Annotated in this window: 13 protein-coding genes and 2 tRNA genes; 9 read left to right on the top strand and 6 right to left on the bottom strand. The window is 32.3% G+C overall.

All coding sequences use genetic code 11. The features are described from left to right. Positions 1–12: 12 nt before the first annotated feature. From AX016_RS08840 to tgt, 4 genes are all read right to left on the bottom strand, one after another. Positions 13–1191 carry an AIR synthase related protein gene (locus AX016_RS08840; protein ID WP_100896834.1) on the bottom strand — a complete coding sequence of 393 codons (1179 nt, stop codon included), beginning with the start codon at positions 1189–1191 and terminating at the stop codon, positions 13–15. A 96-nt stretch (positions 1192–1287) separates the two neighbouring features. Continuing rightward, positions 1288–2202, bottom strand: coding sequence for a DMT family transporter (locus AX016_RS08835; protein ID WP_100895257.1), 915 nt, complete (start codon positions 2200–2202; stop codon positions 1288–1290). Further along, positions 2189–3268, bottom strand: coding sequence for an LptF/LptG family permease (locus AX016_RS08830; protein ID WP_100895256.1), 1080 nt, complete (start codon positions 3266–3268; stop codon positions 2189–2191). The genes AX016_RS08835 and AX016_RS08830 overlap by 14 nt, the downstream gene beginning before the upstream one ends. A 3-nt stretch (positions 3269–3271) precedes the next feature. After that, the gene (gene tgt / locus AX016_RS08825; RefSeq protein WP_100895255.1) at positions 3272–4402 is read right to left on the bottom strand and encodes a tRNA guanosine(34) transglycosylase Tgt; all 1131 of its coding nucleotides are present in this window, start codon (positions 4400–4402) and stop codon (positions 3272–3274) included. A gap of 170 nt (positions 4403–4572) precedes the next feature. On the opposite strand from tgt, the gene AX016_RS08820 reads away from it, so the two are divergent. The 3 genes from AX016_RS08820 (at position 4573) to AX016_RS08810 (ending at position 7110) form a co-directional block, all read left to right on the top strand. Then, complete coding sequence (locus tag AX016_RS08820) at positions 4573–5418, top strand: transketolase (RefSeq protein ID WP_100895254.1); 846 nt, start codon at positions 4573–4575, stop codon at positions 5416–5418. A gap of 48 nt (positions 5419–5466) precedes the next feature. Continuing rightward, on the top strand, positions 5467–6420 hold the full coding sequence (locus AX016_RS08815; RefSeq protein WP_100895253.1) for a transketolase family protein: 954 nt from the start codon (positions 5467–5469) through the stop codon (positions 6418–6420). A 105-nt stretch (positions 6421–6525) separates the two neighbouring features. Further along, a complete protein-coding gene (locus AX016_RS08810; RefSeq protein ID WP_100895252.1) occupies positions 6526–7110 on the top strand; it encodes an outer membrane beta-barrel protein in 585 nt (194 codons plus the stop codon). Positions 7111–7209: 99 nt separating this feature from the next. On the opposite strand, the gene AX016_RS08805 is transcribed toward AX016_RS08810, so the two are convergent. Continuing rightward, the gene (locus AX016_RS08805; RefSeq protein ID WP_100895251.1) at positions 7210–8166 is read right to left on the bottom strand and encodes an FKBP-type peptidyl-prolyl cis-trans isomerase; all 957 of its coding nucleotides are present in this window, start codon (positions 8164–8166) and stop codon (positions 7210–7212) included. 78 nt (positions 8167–8244) lie between these two features. Between AX016_RS08805 and AX016_RS08800 the strand changes: the two genes are divergently transcribed. Then, positions 8245–8628, top strand: coding sequence for an RNA-binding S4 domain-containing protein (locus tag AX016_RS08800; RefSeq protein ID WP_100895250.1), 384 nt, complete (start codon positions 8245–8247; stop codon positions 8626–8628). A 48-nt stretch (positions 8629–8676) separates the two neighbouring features. After that, positions 8677–9174 carry a phosphoribosyltransferase family protein gene (locus AX016_RS08795; RefSeq protein ID WP_100895249.1) on the top strand — a complete coding sequence of 166 codons (498 nt, stop codon included), beginning with the start codon at positions 8677–8679 and terminating at the stop codon, positions 9172–9174. Here the strand turns inward: AX016_RS08795 and AX016_RS08790 are convergent. Then, positions 9166–9681 (bottom strand): shikimate kinase, encoded by a 516-nt coding sequence (locus tag AX016_RS08790; RefSeq protein WP_100895248.1) that lies wholly within the window; start codon positions 9679–9681, stop codon positions 9166–9168. The two genes, AX016_RS08795 and AX016_RS08790, sit on opposite strands and share 9 nt — an antisense overlap. Positions 9682–9821: 140 nt before the next feature. On the opposite strand from AX016_RS08790, the gene AX016_RS08785 reads away from it, so the two are divergent. The 4 genes from AX016_RS08785 (at position 9822) to AX016_RS08770 (ending at position 14313) form a co-directional block, all read left to right on the top strand. After that, positions 9822–9894 (top strand) — tRNA-Lys (locus AX016_RS08785). Between the two features lie 197 nt (positions 9895–10091). Continuing rightward, positions 10092–10164: transfer RNA gene (locus AX016_RS08780), tRNA-Lys, on the top strand. A gap of 386 nt (positions 10165–10550) precedes the next feature. Next, the gene (locus AX016_RS08775; RefSeq protein WP_100895247.1) at positions 10551–13082 is read left to right on the top strand and encodes a glycoside hydrolase family 2 TIM barrel-domain containing protein; all 2532 of its coding nucleotides are present in this window, start codon (positions 10551–10553) and stop codon (positions 13080–13082) included. A 4-nt stretch (positions 13083–13086) separates the two neighbouring features. Further along, positions 13087–14313: a glycoside hydrolase family 117 protein gene (locus tag AX016_RS08770; protein WP_100895246.1), complete on the top strand. Its 1227-nt coding sequence runs from the start codon at positions 13087–13089 to the stop codon at positions 14311–14313. Positions 14314–14391 lie beyond the last annotated feature (78 nt).

Raw genomic sequence — 14391 nt, 5'->3', positions numbered from 1 at the left:
AATTGTTGTTAGTTAGTACTCAAAAGTTCCATACTCACTAGTAATAGTCAATTTTTTAGTTGCACTAGCCTCTACTTTACCAACTATTTTAGCATCTACACCAAAACTTTTAGAAATAGCAATTAAGTCTTCTGCTACTGCAGGGTTTACGTACAACTCCATACGGTGACCACAATTAAAAACTTGGTACATTTCTTTCCAATCTGTTTTAGACTGTTCTTGTATTAATTTAAATAAAGGTGGCACAGGAAAAAGGTTGTCTTTTACAATGTGTAAATTATCTACAAAGTGTAAAATTTTTGTTTGTGCTCCTCCACTACAATGCACCATACCGTGTATGTCTGCTGCATTATACTTTTCTAATATTTTTTTAATAATAGGTGCATACGTTCTAGTTGGTGACAATACCAATTTACCTGCATCTATTGGAGAGTTTTCTACAGCATCTGTTAATTTAACAGCGCCAGAATATACCAAATCTTCAGGTACAGCAGCATCAAAACTCTCTGGGTATTTTTCTGCTAAGTATTTAGAAAACACATCGTGTCTTGCAGAGGTAAGTCCGTTACTTCCCATACCACCATTATACTCGGTTTCATATGTTGCTTGTCCAAAAGACTCTAAACCTACAATAACATCGCCATCTTTAATGTTGGCATTATCTATAACATCTTTTTTATTAAGCCTTGCTGTTACAGTAGAGTCTACAATTATTGTACGTACCAAATCACCTACATCTGCCGTTTCACCACCTGTAGAATGTATTACTATTCCGTGATTTTTTAAATCTTCAATAAGTTCTTCTGTACCATTTATAATAGCAGACAAAACTTCTCCTGGAATTAAATTCTTATTTCTTCCTATGGTAGAAGATAACATTATATTATCTGTTGCTCCAACACATACAAGGTCATCAATATTCATAATTAAAGCATCTTGCGCTATGCCTTTCCAAACAGAAATATCTCCTGTTTCTTTCCAATACATATATGCTAAAGACGATTTTGTACCTGCACCATCTGCGTGCATTACCAAGCAGTGCTCTTTATCGCCAGTTAAGTAATCTGGAACAATTTTACAAAACGCTTTAGGAAAAAGACCTTTATCTATATTCTTAATTGCATTATGTACATCTTCTTTAGATGCAGAAACTCCTCTTTGGTTATATCTTTCGCTATTAGATGAACTCATACTTTTTTGCTTTGACGCAAAAATAATGTAATCCATAAAATTAGCAGCAATAAACTTTGGTAGATATCAACAAAGATAGTTTATAACCTTAAAAAGTTAAACAACTACTTGCTTGTTAGCGGCTTTTAAATTCTTTTTGGCCGTTCTATTTTTTAAAATACCATTTGCAATTACTGTTATCAAAATAATAAATGCTCCTAAATAAAACATAGGGTCCATTTTTTCACTATCTCCAAAAATTATAAACGCTAATAAAATACCGTAAACAGGCTCTAGGTTTGTAGTTAGCATTACAGTGTACGGACTTAAAAATTTCATTATTTTAACCGATGCAATAAATGCGTAAGCTGTACAAAATGATGCTAGTATTAGAATGTAAATCCAATCTGATGTTGATAGTTTAAAACTTACTTGTTCTAAATTACCTTGAAAAAGCATATAAATTGATAAAAACACTACACCTGCTCCAAGCTCATAAAAAGAAATAATTGAAGGTTTGTGCTCTTTAATAAGTTTACCATTCATTAAAGAAAAAACTGTGGCTAAAAATGCAGAAATTAATGCCAGTATAATACCTTCTTTATATGATGCATCAATATTAAATATTAAGCCTAAACCGCCAATAACCACAAGTCCAAAAACAATCTCATACCAAATAACTTTACGTTTATACCAAATTGGTTCTAAAATAGCTGCAAAAAATGCCCCAGAAGAAATTGTTGCTAATGTTACTGATACATTAGAGACTTTTATAGAGGAAAAAAAAGTTACCCAATGCAAGGCTATTATTACACCAGTACCAAGCAGTAACAATAATGTTTTGCGACTAACTTTTAATCTGTTTTTACGTACCAATATAAATAGCAGCACAAAAATAGCTGCAAAAAACATACGATACCAAACTAATGGTAGCGCGTCTATAGTTATTAATTTACCTAATACAGCTGTAAAGCCCCAAACAAACACAATAAAGTGTAAGTGTAGATAGTTTTTAAATTTATCGCTTAGCATTTTTTAACAAGAATAAGCCAATGATTGCAAATATTGCATTAGGTATTATGATAGCTATTAAGGGTGACAAACCTGCTTTTTCTGCAAGAATAGCAAAAACTCTATCAAAAAATATGTAAACAAAGGCAATTACAATTCCAAATGCTAAATTTAACCCCATACCTCCTCTACGCTTTATTGAAGAAACAGATACTGCTATTAAAGTTAGTATAAAAGCACTTACAGGTAATGCCCAACGCTTATACTTAGCCATTACATATGTATTTATGTTAGACGCTCCTTTTTTGCGCTGATCTTCAATAAACTCGTTTAACTCAAAAATATTTTTAGTTTCAGCTACGTAACTAACAGGAGTTAAATCATCTATTTTAAAATTAAAAATAGTATCTAGTCTACTCTGCTTTTCAACCACTTCTATATCTTCTTTTAATACTCTAGATGTAAAACCTGTTAATCTATAAACAGTGTCTTTTGGTATCCATCTAATACTAGAAGCTGTAAGCTTATATGCTAATTTATCATCATCATTAAAATGTTCTAACACAAAATTGCTACCTAACTGCCTATTTGGGTCAAAATTACTAATGTAAAGAAATTCGTTTTCGTTTAATTGATTATAAATATTACTGGTCTCCTGAAACTTTTTACCTTTCTTTAAGTACTTAAATATAAACTCATGATAATCTAAACTGGCTTTGGGGACAATAAACATTGCCATTACAAACATTAGTACAGCAATAATGGTAGCACCCATAAAATAAGGCCTTAAAAACCTACCAAAAGAAACTCCTGAGCTTAATATTGCGACAATTTCTGTATTTGAGGCGAGTTTAGATGTAAAAAAGATGATAGATAAAAACAAAAATATAGGAAATAATAAGCTACCTATATAAATAATAAAGTTCATATAATACTTTAAAATCTCTATAGTTGGTGCCTCATTACGTACCATTTTAGCTATTTTTTCTGCCAAATCTAGCATTACACCTATTGGCACAAATAACAGTAGCATTACCGCAAAGGTAAGCAGGTAGCGTTTTAATATGTATTTATCTAATATACTCAACTATTACAATCTTTTATCCATTTGTTTTACCATCATATTTTTCCATTCGGTAAAATCTCCGGCAATAATATGCTTTCTAGCTTCACGAGTCAACCATAAATAAAAACCTAAATTATGTATGGTAGCAATTTGCTTACCTAAATACTCATTAGCAGCAAATAAATGGCGTAAATAAGCTTTAGTATACTCTGTGTCTACAAATGTAATTCCCATTTCATCAATAGGAGAAAAATCTGCTTCCCACTTTTTATTTTTAATATTGATAGTTCCGTGCGCTGTAAATAACATACCATTACGTGCATTACGCGTTGGCATTACACAGTCAAACATATCTACACCTAAAGCAATATTTTCTAAAATATTAATTGGTGTACCAACACCCATTAAATATCTTGGTTTTTCTTCTGGTAAAATATCGCAAACAACCTCTGTCATTGCATACATTTCTTCTGCTGGCTCACCTACAGACAAGCCGCCAATAGCATTACCTTCTGCACCTGCGTTTGCAATATACTCTGCAGATTGTTTACGTAAATCCTTATACGTAGAACCTTGTACAATAGGAAAAAATGTTTGTTCGTATCCGTATTTAAAAGGTAGTTTTTCTAAGTGATTCATACAACGGTCTAACCAACGGTGCGTCATATGCATAGAGCGCTTTGCATAATTATAATCGCAAGGGTAAGGTGTACACTCATCAAAAGCCATAATAATATCTGCGCCAATGGTACGCTGAATTTCCATTACGTTTTCTGGAGTAAAAAAGTGGTAAGAACCATCTATATGAGATTTAAACTTAACACCTTCTTCTTTTATTTTTCTATTCGCAGATAAAGAATAAACTTGGTAACCACCACTATCTGTTAAAATATTACGATCCCAGCCCATAAACTTGTGCAAACCACCAGCAGCTTCAAGTATATCTAATTTAGGACGCAAATACAAATGGTATGTATTTCCTAAAATAATATCTGGATTTATTTCTTCTTTTAATTCTCTCTGATGAACCCCTTTAACAGAAGCTACTGTACCAACTGGCATAAAAATAGGTGTTTCTATAACACCGTGATCTGTTACCATTGTAGCTGCACGTGCTTTACTCTGCGGGTCTTTTTTTTCTAATGTAAATTTCAAAAACTATAGTATTTATAACCGCAAATATAATCAACTCATCTACAAAAAATTGCTAACAAAAAAATAAAGTTCTGTATTAATTATAAAGTAGTTAATAAATTATAATAACTAGCCTTGTACACGCAAAAGATAGAGCTTATTTTTACACGCGAATTAACACAACATATAAAATGCCAAGACTGGAAGAATTACAAGATTTGACCACGCAAGTGAGAAGGGATATTTTAAGAATGGTGCACAAAGTAAACTCTGGCCACCCAGGTGGTTCTTTAGGTTGTGCAGAATTTTTTGTAGCCCTGTACAATGAATTAATGGAACTAAACGAAGGATTTGACATGGATGGTAAAGGTGAAGACCTTTTCTTTTTATCTAACGGTCATATTTCTCCTGTTTACTATAGTGTATTAGCACGTAGCGGGTATTTTCCTGTAGACGAGCTTAACACTTTTAGACTAATTAATTCTAGACTACAAGGACACCCAACTACACATGAAGGTTTACCTGGTGTGCGTATAGCATCTGGATCATTAGGACAAGGAATGTCTGTAGCTATTGGTGCAGCACTTGCTAAAAAACTAAACAAAGACAGCAACATTGTGTATAGTTTACACGGTGATGGCGAGTTACAAGAAGGTCAAAATTGGGAAGCTATGATGTATGCTTCTGCCAATAAAGTTGATAATTTAATTTCTACTATAGATTTAAATGGTCAACAAATTGATGGTTCTACTGACACTGTATTAAATATGGGTAGCATTAGAGCTAAATTTGAAGCTTTTGGATGGGACGTTTTAGATGTTAAAGAAGGTAACAACCTTGAAGCTGTAATAGATGGTCTTAAAAAGGCGAAGTCTATGACAGGTAATGGCAAACCAATTTGTGTTTTATTACACACAGTTATGGGTAATGGTGTAGATTTTATGATGCACACACACGCATGGCATGGTAAAGCTCCTAGTGATGAACAACTAGAGACTGCACTAGCACAAAATCCTGAAACTTTAGGAGACTACTAATAAAAATTAAATCTACCTTCTCTTACACAGAGAAAAATCATAAAGGATATGAAAAAATACATAGATCAAGGAAAAAACGATACTAGAAGTGGTTTTGGTGCAGGTTTAGCAGAATTAGGAAGAACAAATCCTAATGTTGTTGCATTATGTGCAGATTTAATTGGTTCTCTTAAAATGGATAAATTTATAGAAGAAAATCCAGAGAGATTCTTTCAAATAGGTATTGCTGAAGCTAATATGATGGGTATTGCTGCAGGTTTAACTATTGGTGGCAAAATACCTTTTACGGGTACTTTTGCAAACTTTTCTACAGGAAGAGTTTATGACCAAATACGCCAATCTATAGCTTATTCTGGTAAAAATGTAAAAGTTTGTGCTTCTCACGCTGGTGTTACTCTAGGTGAAGATGGTGCTACACACCAAATACTAGAAGACATAGGATTAATGAAAATGTTACCAGGAATGGTAGTTATTAACCCTTGTGATTACAACCAAACAAAGGCTGCAACCATTGCAATTGCAGAATATGAAGGTCCTGTATACTTACGTTTTGGAAGACCAAAAGTAGCTAACTTTACTCCTGTAGATCAAAAATTTGAAATAGGTAAAGCATTACACTTAACAGAAGGTACAGATGTTACTATTGTAGCTACTGGTCACTTAGTTTGGGAGGCTTTAGTAGCTGCCGAAAACTTAGAAAGTCAAGGTATTTCTGCAGAAGTTATAAATATGCACACAATAAAACCTTTAGATGCTAACGCAATTATTAACTCTGTTAAAAAAACAGGTTGTATTGTAACTGCAGAAGAACATAATGTTTTAGGTGGCTTAGGAGAAAGTGTTGCTCGTGTTTTAGCAACTAGCCAACCAACTCCGCAAGAGTTTATTGGTACCAATGATACTTTTGGAGAAAGTGGTACTCCTGCACAGTTAATGGAAAAATACGGTTTAGACAATAAAGCTATAGAAAAAGCCGTTTTAAAAGTTATAGAACGCAAGTAAGAAAATGGTATCGTTTTTGATACTTAACTTACATATTAATTAATAACATATTGAGAGTGATTGTTTTTTTACAGTCGCTCTCTTTTTGTTTAAAACACTTTTAAAATGAAAAAAACACTTTTAGTAATTACAATGGCTTTGGCAAGTTTAACAACTTTTGCCCAAACTGATGCAAGTTTTGGTATTAAAGGAGGTTTAAACTATGGTGGTAACGGAGATTATTATGACTCTGCAAAAGATGCATATAATGATCCTGACAAAAATGTAGGTTTTCACTTTGGTATTTTTGCACAAACTGGTGGCAACTTGTATTTAAGACCAGAATTAGTGTACACATCTTTAAAATCTGGATATGCTGAAGATTTTAAAATGCAAAAACTAGATTTACCAGTTTTAGTTGGCGCAAAAGTTATTGGCCCTGTAAACGTATTTGCAGGTCCTGCTTTCCAGTATATTTTAGATACAGATTATGATGGTATAACTATTGGCGATGTAGATAACGACTTTACCGTAGGTCTTAACGTAGGCGTAGGTGTTAACCTAGGTAATTTAGGAGTTGACGTAAGGTATGAAAGAGGATTTAGTGATAATGAAGTTTCTATACTAAACTCCAACAACTTAATTAATGGAGGAGACAGAATAGACACCAGACCAGATCAACTCATATTAAGTTTATCTTTAAAACTATAACAGTATTTTATTTTAAAGAACTTAATTAAAATTATAAAAGCCCTAGAAATTAATTTCTAGGGCTTTTTAATTTTACTATACTAAATAGTGTTAATACTATTAGTTATTTGGATCCAAATAGTTTGGCACACCATCACCATCAGTATCTGGGTAAGGTAAAATAATATTACCATCTTCATCACTAATTTCATCTCTAGTTAATATACCATCATTATCATCATCTGTATCTAAAAAGTCTGGTGTTGTTGCTATTGATGTTGAACTGTTTTCTGATTTTAAATCTGTATTATCATCATATAAATAACCATTTCCATTTAAATCTTCTAAATATGATGGTACACCGTCATTATCATGATCTGCTTTATTTACGGCTATTAAATCAATTTTAAAAATCAAAGGACTATATTCAGGTATAGATGGCTGAGCACTGTTGTAATAACCAAGTGCCGAAGGAAAAATTATCATACCTACCCCATAATCACTTACTTCAAATGTTCCATCATCATTTATATCATCATTTGTTAATACTTTACCCGCTTTTAAGAACTGTACAGCTTCAGAAATTCCTCTAATTCTATTAGTATAACCCAACCACAAAGGTGCAGATGTAGATGCATCAAAAACTGTATCATCTAACAATAAACCTTCATAATGTATATAGGTAGAATCTGCAGTCTGTGCTGTTTGCCCTATTCCTTCCCTAGCAACTAAATAATAAAAGGTATGCTCTACCTCTTTATCATCATTTATACCTCTTTCTTCAGAGCGCACCGTTGTTTTAACAGCCGTCATCATATCTATTAACGGAGTTTTATCTGCATTATCCCCTTCAATTTTACCTAAAACAATTTTATAATCAAAATCTGCTGGTGGACTTTGAAATTCTTCATAGTTGTAAAAGTGTGTTTCCAAGTATTTAACTATAGAGTCTTTATCTTGGTCTACTATTTCACTTAATGCTTTTGGAGGCTCTATTGTAAAACCATTATCATCGCTATTACAAGCCCAAAGTATTACGACAAGTAACGCAACTAAAAATATGTTCTTAAATTTCATCTATTCTAATTTATGAGTCGCAAGATACAATTTTCCCCTATTTTTGCAGAAGTAGTTAACAAAGAATTTAGAGTTAATATGAGGATAGACAAATATTTATGGTGCACACGCTATTTTAAAACAAGAAATATTGCTACTGAGGCCTGTAAAAAAGGACATATTAAAGTAAATGATAAAGTAGTTAAACCGTCTAGAGATGTTTTTCCTATGGATAAAATAACAGTACGCAAAAACCAAATTAATTACCAGTTTACTATTTTAGATGTACCGCCAAACAGAGTTGGAGCAAAATTAGTAGATATGTACAGAAAAGATACTACACCTAAAGAAGCTTTTGAGCACTCTGACTTACTAAAATACTCTAAGGATTATTACAGAAAAAAGGGAACTGGAAGACCTACCAAAAAAGACCGTAGAGAAATAGACGATTATACGACCACAAATTCTACAGAAGAAGAATAACACTTAAAAAGTGTTTACTATCTTTGACTATATAAAACTAAAGCACAAATGCAGAACAAAATATTATCTCACAACCAAATTCAGCATAAAATAAGACGCATAGCTTACCAAATATACGAAGCTAATGTTGAAGAGACAGAGATTATAATTGCCGGTATAGAAGGTGGCGGGCTCAAATTTGCAAAAAAACTTAGTGCTGTTCTAGAAGATATTACAACTGCAAAAATTACGCTTTGCACTGTAAAAATGAACAAAAAAAACCCATTAGAAAGTGGTGTCACTACATCTATCACAAAAGAAGAATACACAAACAAATCTGTTGTTTTAATAGATGATGTACTAAACTCTGGAACCACATTAATTTATGGTGTTTTTCATTTTTTAAAAGTACCATTACGCCAGCTTAAAACAGGGGTTTTAGTAAATAGAAATCACAAAAAATATCCTGTAAAGGCAGACTACAAAGGAATTTCTTTATCTACATCGTTACAAGAACATATAGAAGTAGAATTTAAAGATAATGATGATGCTGTTTACTTAAACTAGTTTCTCTACAATTTCATCTACTACTTTAAATGCCTCTTTCTGCTGTACTAAAATAGTATGGTGTGCTTTTGTGTAAAAGTAACTACGCTCAAACAAGTGCGTTCCTATAAACTCTGGTAACTCGTTTTCTGGGACATTAGCTATCAACGGTCTTTGTTCTTTTTCTTTTACTAACCTTTTTATTAATTCTGGGATAGGTACGTTTAAATAAAATACATTATTGGTATTACTAGTCATTACGTTAATGTTATCTCCATAACAAGGAGTTCCTCCTCCTGTAGAGAGTACAAAATCTTCTTTTGAGGCAAAAATCTCATTCAAACATACTATTTCTGCTTTCCTAAAAAATATTTCTCCTTTAGCAGTGAAGAGCTCAGAAATAGTCATTTCATATTTTTGTTCTATATAAGAATCTAAATCCAAAAAATTGATTTTCAAACGTTTGGAAAGCTCCTTCCCTATTGTAGATTTTCCACTCCCCATATAACCAATAAGTACTATCTGCATGTATCTTTTTTATACAAAGATGCTCTATTTTATATCGAAATAAAAAAAATAGAATAAAATTTAAAAAAGTCCTTGTGAAATTAAATAAAGGTCATATATTTGCACCCGCAAACAGCAATATGCTGCTTCGCTGGAATAATGACCTGGTAGCTCAGTTGGTAGAGCATCTCCCTTTTAAGGAGAGGGTCCTGGGTTCGAGCCCCAGCCCGGTCACAAAAACCGAAAGTATAAACTTTCGGTTTTTTTTATGCTTTATTTTTAATATTATTTATTTTAATTTATTCTTTGTTAAGGGGTTACAAATTTTATTATATTTTAAATGTATTTATACAAGAAAAACCCTTGCAGAATAAAATAAAGGTTATATATTTGCACCCGCAAACAGCAATATGCTGCTTCGCTGGAATAATGACCTGGTAGCTCAGTTGGTAGAGCATCTCCCTTTTAAGGAGAGGGTCCTGGGTTCGAGCCCCAGCCCGGTCACAAAGAGAAATCTTTACTTTAAACCTTGCAGATTTTTTCTGCAAGGTTTTTTTATTTTATAATAAATTGTTTTTCTACCATTTGCTTCCCAAGATATAACACACCTCTTTTACTCTATATTTTAAGCTTCTGTTATTTTACTGTAAAAAAAATATTTTCTACTTAAAGTCTTCATTTTTTAAGTTGTTAAATTAATGTCTAGTCCAAATGTTTAAAAAGATAGAACGTATTGTGTGTTGTTCAGTTATTGTCTAGTCCTTATATATATTTTAGTATCAATATATATACATATTTGCATTATTGACTATACATTTTTCATTTTAGAATTGACACAAGTATAGCCTTACCATAACACCTAAAAGTTTTAGAATACAAACAATTGTAAAATGAAATACAAAATAGCTATTATTACTCTATTCTTAATTACAGCAATTAGCTGTAGTACACAAGAAACTGTAGTTCCAAAAAACGACTTTAATTTTGATTGGAATTTTAAACTTGAAGATTCTGTCTCAGGCATTAAAGATAACGATTGGCAAAAAATAAGATTACCACACGATTGGAGTATTTCTAATAAATTTGACTCTATAAAAGGTGAAGGTGCTACAGGTTATTTATTAGGTGGAATTGGATATTATGAGAAAAAATTTACTGCAAATTTAAATAATAACCAAGTAGCATATATTGTTTTTGACGGTGTATATAACAATGCAACTATTACATTAAACAACACCAAGTTAGGTTTTCACCCCTATGGTTACTCTCCCTTTTATTATGATATTACTGATGCTCTAAAAGAAAATGGAAAAGAAAATACTATAAACGTAAAAGTAGATAGGACTAGATACGCAGATAGTAGATGGTATACTGGCTCTGGAATATACAGAAATGTGAAGTTTATAACCAAAAACAAGCTACATATTCCTATTTGGGGATCTTTTATTACAACACCTAGCATAACTAGTGAACTAGCTACTGTTAACATACAAACAACTATAAATAACAAATACAACACTACAAAAACAGCAGAGCTAACCACAACTATTTATGACAAAAATGATATAGTTGTAAATACAGACACCAAAAAAATATCTGTAGCTAAAAATGCATTATTAAAAGACATAACTGCTATTACTGTTGATAACCCTAAGTTATGGGATACCAACAACCCTACTCTATATACTGCAATTACTATAATTAAGTTAGATGATGATGTAATTGACACTCAAAAAACAAAATTTGGAATACGCAGTATAAAGTTTGATGCTGATACAGGCTTTTATTTAAACGGAAAAAACAGAAAAATTAAAGGTGTTTGTTTACACCATGATGCTGGGCTTGTTGGTGCAGCTGTACCAAAAGGAGTTTGGAAAAGAAGATTACAAGCATTAAAAGATATAGGTTGTAATGCTATTAGAATATCTCACAACCCTGCTTCTAATGAGTTTTTAGATTTATGCGATGAAATGGGATTTCTTGTACAAGATGAATTTTTTGATGAATGGGACAACCCAAAGGACAAGAGAAAAAATATGAACGAAAAAAGTGTTGACTATATCACAAGAGGCTATGTAGAACATTTTCAAGAATGGGCAGAAAAAGATTTAAAAAACACAGTTTTATCACACAGAAATCATCCGTCAATTTTTCAATGGAGCATAGGAAATGAAATTGAATGGACATATCCAAGAAATGCAGAATCTACAGGCTTTTTTAATAATATGGATTGGAGTGGAAACTATTTTTGGTCACTACCACCTAACGATATTAACACCATAAAAGAAAAATTAAACACCCTACCTAAAGCTAAATATGATATTGGTGAAACAGCCAAAAAGCTAGCAAAATGGACTAAAGAGTTAGATACTACTAGATATGTAATTGCAAACAGCATTTTACCTTCTTCTAGTTATGAGTCTGGTTATGCAGATGCTTTAGATATTATTGGCTTTAGTTACCGTAGAGTAATATATGACTACGGACACAAAAACTATCCTAATTTACCTGTTATGGGAACAGAAAATTTAGGGCAATGGCATGAATGGAAAGCTGTAATGGAAAGACCTTTTATCTCTGGTACATTTTTATGGACAGGTATAGATTACATGGGGGAATCTAACAAAGGCTGGCCAAAAAAAGGTACCTCTAGTGGTCTGTTAGATTTAGCTGGCTTTAAAAAACCATCATACCATATGTTTAATACGCTATGGAATAACAAACCAAATATTTACATTACTTCTCAAATTTTAGATAAATCTATTTACAAACTAGATGCCAACAGCAATCCTGTAGAAAAAAAAGAAGGCAAATGGAAAACTGCTTTATGGCAATGGCATAACGTAAATGAACACTGGAACTATAAAGAAAATGAAACTACAGTTATAGAAGTATACTCTAACTGTGAAGAGGTTGAGCTTTATTTGAATGACAAATCATTAGGGATAAAAAAACTAAGTGATTTTGAAGATCATATATACAAATGGGCTGTTCCTTTTAAAAAAGGTACTTTAAAAGCAGTAGGGTTAAAAGCTGATAAAAAAGTAGAAACCAAAATAATTACAACATCAGAGCCTACTACAATTAAACTAACTGCAGACAAAGAGATATTAACAGCAGACGGTTATAGTGTTGCACACATTGTTGCGCAAATTGAAGATAAAGACGGAAACCCTATAAAATCAGAAGACAAGACTATAGATTTTAAAATTATTGGTGATGCCAAATTACTTGGTGTAGATAATGGTAGTATAACCAATACACAGTATTTTAAAAATAATAAAATTAAAACCTATAGAGGAAAAGCTCTTTTAATTATTCAGTCTTTAAAAGACAAGACAAACCCAATTACAATTAAAGTAAACTCTGACACAATAAATAGCAACGAAATAAAAATTACTATAGAACCAAACAACAATTAATACTATGAACAGAAATAAAATATTATTATGTGCATTTACTTATTTACTTTTAATTACAGCATGTAAAAACAATACCAACACAAACAATAGCAGTGTTGCAAAGGAATCTAAAACAAAAATTACTCCAGAGCAAATTGATGAATTAGGTATTACAAATCCAGATTCACTAAGCAGTGCTACTAAAAGAGCATTAGAGTGGCCAGCAGATTTGGGTAACAATTGGTTTATACAGTTTTCTAACTTAAAACCTTTAAAAGGAGATTTAGCTTATGAAGAAGGTGTTGTACGTAGAGATCCTAGTGCTATTATTAAAGAAAATGGTAAATATTACGTTTGGTACAGTAAAAGCTTAGGCCCGTCTCAGGGTTTTGGTGGTGATATAGAAAATGAAAAAGTTTTTCCTTGGGATAGGTGTGATATTTGGTACGCCACGTCTGAAGATGGTGAAACTTGGAAAGAAGAAGGTGTTGCTGTAGCAAGAGGTGAAAAAGGTGCTTATGATGATAGATCTGTTTTTACTGTAGAAATAATGAAATATGAAGGCAAATATTATCTATGCTATCAAACTGTAAAATCGCCATACAATGTACGTGTAAAAAACCAAGTTGGCTTGGCTTGGTCAGATTCTCCTAATGGACCATGGACAAAAAGCAAAGAACCTATTCTTAGCCCAGCAGACAACGGTATTTGGAAAGGTGAAGAGCAAGACCGTTTTGCAGTAGAGAAAAAAGGTGACTTTGATAGTCATAAAGTACATGACCCTTGTATTTTACCATACAAAGGTAAATTTTACTTGTATTATAAAGGAGAACAAATGGGCGAAAAAATTACATTTGGCGGTAGACAAATACGCCATGGAGTTGCTATTGCAGACAACCCTTTAGGTCCTTATGTAAAATCGCCATACAACCCAATAAGTAATAGTGGTCATGAAATTTGTGTTTGGCCATATAATGGTGGTATTGCATCATTAATTACTACAGATGGTCCGGAGAAAAACACTATACAATGGGCTCCAGATGGTATTAATTTTGAAATTAAATCTGTTATTCCTGGCGTACCAGCACATGCAATAGGCTTAAACAGATCTGCAGACACAGAAAAAGATCCTACCGAAATTTTACGCTGGGGATTAACTCACATTTACAACAGTAGTGACTACCAAAGTATAATGAGCTTTACCTCTGCTAAAAAAACTTCGCACAAAGCAAAAGGTGTAAAATCTAAATAAGCAATACTATAAACTAAACACTAAAAAGGAACAGTTATACATTGTTCCTTTTTTTATTCTATTTGTAGTTGAATAAAT

The sequence above is a fragment of the Cellulophaga sp. RHA19 genome, from assembly GCF_002813425.1.
Lineage (GTDB): Bacteria > Bacteroidota > Bacteroidia > Flavobacteriales > Flavobacteriaceae > Cellulophaga.
The sequence above is the reverse complement of the archived record's forward strand: the minus strand, read 5'-3'. Positions and strand labels throughout refer to the sequence as shown.